The sequence below is a fragment of the Citrobacter sp. Cpo061 genome (genome assembly GCF_030332845.1).
In the GTDB taxonomy this organism is placed as follows: domain Bacteria; phylum Pseudomonadota; class Gammaproteobacteria; order Enterobacterales; family Enterobacteriaceae; genus Citrobacter; species Citrobacter portucalensis.
Window position 1 is genome coordinate 1 of the sequence record NZ_JAOWHB010000048.1, and the last position, 6,175, is coordinate 6,175.

9 protein-coding genes and 1 pseudogene are annotated in these 6,175 nt (G+C 50.1%); 1 reads left to right on the forward strand and 9 read right to left on the reverse strand.

Annotated features, from left to right (window positions below; genetic code table 11):
• The 6 genes and pseudogenes from OGX97_RS14840 to OGX97_RS14865 form a co-directional block, all read right to left on the reverse strand.
• Positions 1–1,538, reverse strand: a 1,538-nt coding sequence (locus tag OGX97_RS14840; protein ID WP_286592364.1) for a phage terminase large subunit family protein, incomplete at its 3' end; no start/stop codon positions are given.
• Positions 1,513–2,058 carry a terminase small subunit gene (locus OGX97_RS14845; protein WP_000453624.1) on the reverse strand — a complete coding sequence of 182 codons (546 nt, stop codon included), beginning with the start codon at positions 2,056–2,058 and terminating at the stop codon, positions 1,513–1,515. The genes OGX97_RS14845 and OGX97_RS14840, both read right to left, overlap by 26 nt.
• Positions 2,059–2,086: 28 nt before the next feature.
• Positions 2,087–2,152, reverse strand: a pseudogene (locus OGX97_RS14850) (glycoside hydrolase family 19 protein); the annotation flags it as partial.
• A 160-nt stretch (positions 2,153–2,312) separates the two neighbouring features.
• Positions 2,313–2,594: a phage holin family protein gene (locus OGX97_RS14855; protein WP_003833972.1), complete on the reverse strand. Its 282-nt coding sequence runs from the start codon at positions 2,592–2,594 to the stop codon at positions 2,313–2,315.
• Positions 2,581–2,967 (reverse strand): phage holin family protein, encoded by a 387-nt coding sequence (locus OGX97_RS14860; RefSeq protein WP_003833974.1) that lies wholly within the window; start codon positions 2,965–2,967, stop codon positions 2,581–2,583. The genes OGX97_RS14855 and OGX97_RS14860 overlap by 14 nt, the downstream gene beginning before the upstream one ends.
• 89 nt (positions 2,968–3,056) lie before the next feature.
• A complete protein-coding gene (locus OGX97_RS14865) occupies positions 3,057–3,245 on the reverse strand; it encodes a hypothetical protein (RefSeq protein ID WP_086523780.1) in 189 nt (62 codons plus the stop codon).
• 144 nt (positions 3,246–3,389) lie between these two features.
• On the opposite strand from OGX97_RS14865, the gene OGX97_RS14870 reads away from it, so the two are divergent.
• Positions 3,390–3,764 carry a FlxA-like family protein gene (locus tag OGX97_RS14870; RefSeq protein WP_286592562.1) on the forward strand — a complete coding sequence of 125 codons (375 nt, stop codon included), beginning with the start codon at positions 3,390–3,392 and terminating at the stop codon, positions 3,762–3,764.
• A gap of 318 nt (positions 3,765–4,082) precedes the next feature.
• On the opposite strand, the gene OGX97_RS14875 is transcribed toward OGX97_RS14870, so the two are convergent.
• The 3 genes from OGX97_RS14875 to OGX97_RS14885 are packed head-to-tail and all read right to left on the reverse strand — an operon-like array spanning position 4,083 to position 6,092.
• Complete coding sequence (locus OGX97_RS14875; protein ID WP_048235605.1) at positions 4,083–4,682, reverse strand: hypothetical protein; 600 nt, start codon at positions 4,680–4,682, stop codon at positions 4,083–4,085.
• A 13-nt stretch (positions 4,683–4,695) separates the two neighbouring features.
• Positions 4,696–5,736 (reverse strand): DUF968 domain-containing protein, encoded by a 1,041-nt coding sequence (locus OGX97_RS14880; protein WP_048235606.1) that lies wholly within the window; start codon positions 5,734–5,736, stop codon positions 4,696–4,698.
• On the reverse strand, positions 5,733–6,092 hold the full coding sequence (locus tag OGX97_RS14885) for a RusA family crossover junction endodeoxyribonuclease (protein WP_048235607.1): 360 nt from the start codon (positions 6,090–6,092) through the stop codon (positions 5,733–5,735). The genes OGX97_RS14880 and OGX97_RS14885 overlap by 4 nt, the downstream gene beginning before the upstream one ends.
• Positions 6,093–6,175: the final 83 nt, after the last annotated feature.

A 6,175-nucleotide genomic window follows, 5' to 3' on the forward strand; every position in this document is an offset into this window, starting at 1 on the left:
AGATAAACGCCGTTCTTGTTGCGTTTACGCGGCATATTCGCGACGGGCTTGCCGTAAACGGAAGCCCCTTTAATCGGGATCACGCGAAACAGGCCATGCTTTTTTGAGCGATTGTAGACAATGATGGGGTCAATACCGCCGATATCCCAGCAGATACGGGATACCGACATTTCCACGCCATTCTTTCGGAGATAGGTTTTGTTAATCGCCTCGTCCACCCTGACGAGGGTCGCTTCATCATCATGACGGCCCATAATGATCTGCCGGTCAATCAGCCAGCTTTCCTCACCGGGTCCCCATCCCCAGACGCGTATTTCATATCGATCCAACTGGGAGTCGATCCCGGCTGTCAGATAAGCAACACGCTCCGGTACGGATGCGCCGAAGAACTCTTTGCGTTCGGCCATGAGCTCCGCATCAGGCCGTTCACCAATTTTAGGCTCCCATGTTTCGCCCAGAGTGGTGTTCACGAAGGTTTTACGCTTTCCGGTATCCCCTTTCGTTTTTAGCCAGTCTTTGACGATCTGTATCCAGGTGGTAAACGGGCTGTATGCCGTCCAGATGTGAAACGTCACGCTGTCTGGCGGGTCAATTTCGGTGCCTGTTGATGAAAACCAGGATAAACCGTCGCGCGTCCAGATCCCGGTGGTGTCGCAGATGTAACGTGCTTCAGTGAAATCCAGCTCCTGCTGCTTAATGACGCAGGCATTATGTTCACACAGGTAAAAGACGCTGGAGGGATCGCCAGGTGTCCATTTGAACCCGAACGGGGTTTCTTTGTCGCCGAACTTCAGGTACTGCTCTTCACCACAGTGCGGACAGGAAACATGAAAACGCATGAAATGCCCGGACTCGCTGGCAGCACGCTCAATCTGGCAGGTCCCCTTTGTTTTTGGCGTTGAGCCGCGAATAGATTTGGGCCAGACAGACCCCTCAATACGTTTATCACCCAGGAACGTCGGGGATCCCTCTTTCTCAATATCTTCATCGAATGCCGCCAGTTCATCGTAACCGGCGACATCGACCGATTTCTCACGATAGTTTTTCGCCGCTTTACCACCCAGACACCAGAACCCGCGACCGTTGGAGAAGCGTTTCATACTGAGCGTATTGTCCCGGTGCTTTTTTCCATACCAGGGGGCCAGCGCCAGAAGTGACGGAATATCGCGAATCGTCGGCTCAACATGCGACTTCATAAAGTTTTCGGCGTCACCATCAGTAGGCAGCCAGATAAGGGAATTTCGCTGCTTGTGCTGAATAAAATACGCATAAACACCCAGCAACATTTTTGAATAGCCAACACGGGCAGACTTAACAACGTTGACCTCACGTATGTAATCGTTACCCATCGCATTCATGATCGCGCGTTGAAACGGCAACGTTTCCCAGCGCCCTTCCTGGTAGGCCGACTCTTTGGGGAGATAGTAATTATCGTCTGCCCATTCAACCGCCGTTTGCGGCTCAGGTCGGTACAGCGAAAGTAGACCCGCGCGCGCAGAGTGCTGCAGCCCCTTAACCTGACTGTTCGATATATTCACTCAGCAACCCCGGTATTATTTCATCCAGCGCAGCTGCTTTGTTCATGGCTTTAATGATGTCCTTCTTGAGGAAATCAATATGTCGGTTTTCCAGCTCCGGGAAGCGCCGCTGAACCGACAGAGGAACTCCATCAAGAATGCTGGCTACTTCTCCGGCCATCCGCGACAGCACGAACGTGCAGAATGCGGTTTCCACCACCTCAGCGGAATCTTTTGCATTTTTTAGTTCCTGGGCATCTGCCTGCGCTCGGGTGAGGCGGTGACGCTCATAGTCAATCGTACCAGGCTGAAGGTCGGATTCCGATGCAAGACGAAGATCTTCCACCTCCTTCCGTAATTTCTCATTCTCAATCGCCGCGTCGCGTGCGGAATACCATTCGATAGCCGCGGAAGATTCATAGAGGACCTCATTACCTTTTCCACCGCCACGTGCTACAGGCATTCCCTGATCCTGCCAGTTCTGAATGGTTCGCACGCTGACCCCAAATATTTCAGAAAGACGCTTTTTGTTGACCTCCATAGCTCACTCCATACACAAAAACAGAGAAAGGAAACCAGCGTGCAGAAAGCCCGGCGCTGATACCAGCCGCCTGCTGAAATTGTGATTGGTTCATATGTGTACCGGATTAAACCACTATTAATGGTAGGGATTAGAATTCACCTAAGATGATGAAATTCAATTTAATTTAATTTAAGTCACAATGAGACTTAAGATAAATCCTAATGATTCTATCTACTTTGCGGGTTGTAGCGATGTCGTTGCGACTCGCTTTTTTATTTGTAAACAGCATCAATAAGCCGCGCCACATTGCCTCTGACGGAGACCAGCACAGACAGGAAAATAATGTTGGCCCCGATAGTGGCCCACGATGAATAAGGGTAGATACCGCACAGATAGGCCAGTGGTACAGCGCTGTAGATGACCGTAAGCAGCCACGCCAAGCGAGACACCCATGGTCGATGTCGGGAATCACCACGACGGTAAAACATCAGGGTCAACACTACCCCAGCGCAAAGCAGCGCGTTGATTGTTGCCGATGGGTCATTTAGTACCACCTGAACCTCCCCGGCGCGTTATCAGCGCCACCAGCGAGCCGACATCCTGGTTATTCAGGAACGTCAGGATTTTGACAGCTAAAGCAGAAACGATTACGGCTCCGATAGCGTCCAGAGGCTTATCACTGTAACCAGTCCAGTCAGCCAGCTTTGAACCAACCAGCCCTGAGCAGATAATCCCGGCAATGTAGGACACGACAAAATACGCCAGCCGACGTGCTGCGCTAAGGTCCGCAGCCGTTGCAATGTAAAATACAGCCCCGGCAAACGCGCCAAACACCACACCGTAATCTGTTCCGGACAGAAATCCATAGACACTGGCTCCCGTCAGGACACCACCAGCCAGCCCAGTACCGGAAATCGGATCGGACATTTAGCCCCCTCTTAATTGCTGTGAGTCCTCTCAGAATGAGGGGAATAAAAAAGGCCGCCAGATGGCAGCCTCGAAGTAAGTGCGGTTATTTACATTGGCGGTATGAGAGGACCTTCTAACACCTCTGATTCACCATTATGGCAAATGTCATCGCCTCTGGTCAGATGCCAGACACCTGTGATTGTTTTACCCGATTCCAGATCATCAACAGTGTCATTCGTGTAGTACGCTACCTGTACAACTCCGACATGCTGAATCCAGTAATACCCTTCTTTCATAAGCTCCTCCGCGATACTCAGCAGATAGTATAGAGCGGCACAAATAATGCTGTGGTGCAGGAAGCCACAACTTAACCTTTGCTAATAAAGAAATTTCGAAAGATGACGATAATGGGTAATAAATGTAAGGCCGGAGGAACAACCATGAGCATGACAGTTAGCACTTTGGGTCAGGACATACTGCAAAGCACAGTAAAACAAGCACTTTCAAGTACTGGCAACTCTGTTTCACAACAAATTCAAAACCTGAAAAAACAAATTGGTGAGTTGACAAAAGAGCTCAGCGCCATGGGTTCAAAAATAAATGAAGTAACCTCCGAAGATGAGGCAAAACTGCTTAAACAGCAGATGGAGATGATTCAAAGGCAAATCGAGTCTATGTACGCAAAAATTGCTCAATTACAAAAACAAGAAGCAGAAAAAAACCAAATGGCATCGGGTGCATTACCTACGGTAAGTGACAAATCAAGTTCGAACGTTGCAGGGAATAATACTAAAAATATTGATGTCTACGTTTAGCAGTGACCCCCTATCATTTTTCCTCTGAGTTAGAAACGAAAAAGGATTGTGAGAACTTGTTTTCGAGTTAACGATTTCAGATCGGCGATATGACAGGGGTACTGGTGCTATGCACCTCGCGAATACCCCTGTCGTATCGCCGGAAACCAAAAACCCCGCTGTGGCGGGGTTCTCGTTATGTTCAAATTGTTCGCTTTTTGTCGCTGCCATAGTGGCAGCAGCTCTGCCAAGCATGAATAAATTATCTGATTTTCTGGCCCGTTTTCAACACCATTATCAAAAAATAGCATCAATAGCTAAAAAATGATTTCAGTGAGTCTATTCAGATAACAGTTTGCGTGCTTCCAAAAAGACCTTTGCTCTGAATATTTCCAGGCACCAGCGCACGCGCTTTCTTGCCTCCCCATCAGTTAACCATGGCGCAATCGCCTGCAACTCCCGGGTTATGTCTGAGATTTTTTTTCGGGTGGTGTAATACTGAAGACCGACCACATAAACCGGATCATTAATATCCAGCGCCTGCAGTACGCATTGCTCAACAAAATCGACATCATCATTATGCAGGGCTTCATCAATCACACTAGCGGATGACTGCGGCCAGAGAATGCTATGTGCCCTGTTCATTGCCTGCTGTCCACGGAATCCCTCTTCTCTCGCCTGATTTAACGCAACAGTGAATCGCTCTAACGCCTTATCTGACCAAATCCGTCCTTTAATAACATTCCAGCATGCATGACTTCGCAGCAAACGGGGTGCAGTTTTTCCTCCCACACCCTCGCCCCATATAGTGAGCAGGGATTTAATCCATCCGGACTGGATCCCTGTAAGGAGAATACATTTACCCAGCCAGCTTTTGCGTGGAGCAGAAGCCGCTTTACCCAGCGCTTCCAGATGATTGCGGCGTTGACGTGGTGTCATCCTGTTCTTCTCCTTACGCCAGAACGCCGAGCCCATAAGCCCGGTCCAGCACTCTGATAATCATTACCGGCTGAGGCACATGCTTTCGCTCAAACTTCACCGGGTCGTTATGTAGTTCTGTATGGCACTGACGACACAAGGGGATCGCGAAAATATCATGCGCCTTCGTTGCCATCCCTCCCTGCCCCCAGCCGATTAAATGGTGTGGGTCATCTGATGGTTTGCCGCAGCATTCGCAGGGCTGTGTTTTAATCCATTCCAGATACCCGGGGGCCGTCCATCGGATCCGCTTTGGACGTTTTATATAGGTTTGCGGGGACTCTGGATCGACCAGAACACCAACTACAGGCTTGAGCGCAGGAACCTGCGCTGATGGCATGTATACGGTTAACGTGCTGGCTTTGGCTGTAATGATGCTGGTGGCGGTTACCCCCGGTTCGATATCGCATTCACGCATGACTGACAGATGCTCTTCTGAAGGAATACGAAGCGCCCGGCTGGCTACTGATTCGGGAATTGCGTCGGTAACCCCCATACGTACCCCCCACCAGCAAAGCTCCGCCAGCGACAGTTCTCTGGACGGATCCTGATTCAGCGCCACCATGATGCTGTTGATAATCCAGTTAATAACATTACGTCTCGCCAGCTCTGCAAGTTGTACGCTGTAGTGGTCGCGCAAATGGTTATCACAATGTCCGCACAGAAGAACCGATCCGGGGTCATGGCGCAGAAGAGTTAACTCGTGATAATGGTAATCGCTGTGTGGCCACTGACAGCAATGACCGCCATAACGCATAAGCCAGTAATCAAGGCCACTCAAACCGCCAGCAGCCTTAATAACTTTTTCATCCAGGAAGAACGGCCTCAGGGAGTCGTCACTGGCAAGCGGCTGACGAACATCAGGAACACGGCCAGCAGGCAACCGGTCCATGCCTGCCGGCTGGCTTTCCACAAGCACACGTTCACAACTGAATAATGACATCAGCTCGCTGCCCGGTTTGAGCAGCACAATTCCAAGCTCACGCGCAACAACCGGCTTCAGCAGCGCCCTCATTCTGCTATCTCCCCGATAATTATTTGTCCCTTCTCTCCCCATAATTTAGTTACGCGTGAATCCCAGATATGAGCGTCATCTTCGTAAATGGCATCCATCAGGGCTTTCATCATGTTGTCGAAATCGGGTTTAGCCTGGTGTGGTTTACCGTTGAACTCTGCTCGTTTCTTTTTGCCCCAGCTCGCTGGCATCGGAATAATGAAGGTGACATGTGAACCGCTTTCCGGCAGCTCAACACCCTGCAGACGAACTTCATCACAGAAAGCCCGGTAACGCAGAACCTCGGGGCGCTTTTTCCATTTGTCAGCGCGCGTCATTCTGGGCTTGCCCATTGGGGTGATATCGTAGATTTTCACATTCACCTCCAGATCCGTTGTTGCCAGGTTCTGTCCTGACGCGGAGGCTTAGATACTTCTGGCAAGAACGCGCTGATCGTCCA